Below are 345 nucleotides of genomic sequence, written 5' to 3'. Positions count from 1 at the left end.
CCCGGTGATATTTTATATATTCCGCCAGGCTGCCCGCATGAAGGCTACGCAGTTGAAAATGCACTTAATTACTCTGTGGGATTTAGAGCACCAAATCAGCAAGATTTACTATCAAGCTTTGCCGATCATGTTATTGATACTGAAAGCGGTCAAAAACGCTACACAGACCACAACTTAGTTACAAGAGCCTCAAAAGGTGAGCTTACAAATAATGAAGCTAAAAAGGTTAAGCATCTTATCGCCTCAATGCTAGAAGATGATGGTCTTTTCAAGCAATGGCTTGGCAAAACTTTAAGCCAACCCAAACACGAAATGGACTTGGCACCAGTAGAACCTGCTTTTTCC

1 protein-coding gene is annotated in these 345 nt (G+C 41.7%); it reads left to right on the top strand.

What is annotated here, in order from left to right; all coding sequences use genetic code 11:
• The coding region (locus R2R70_RS19305; protein WP_410978794.1) for a cupin domain-containing protein at nucleotides 1–345 on the top strand (345 nt) is incomplete at both ends.

Origin of the sequence: Cobetia sp. SIMBA_158, from assembly GCF_046566945.1 — a bacterium.
GTDB lineage: Bacteria > Pseudomonadota > Gammaproteobacteria > Pseudomonadales > Halomonadaceae > Cobetia > Cobetia amphilecti.
This window is presented reverse-complemented; position numbering and strand designations above follow the sequence as displayed.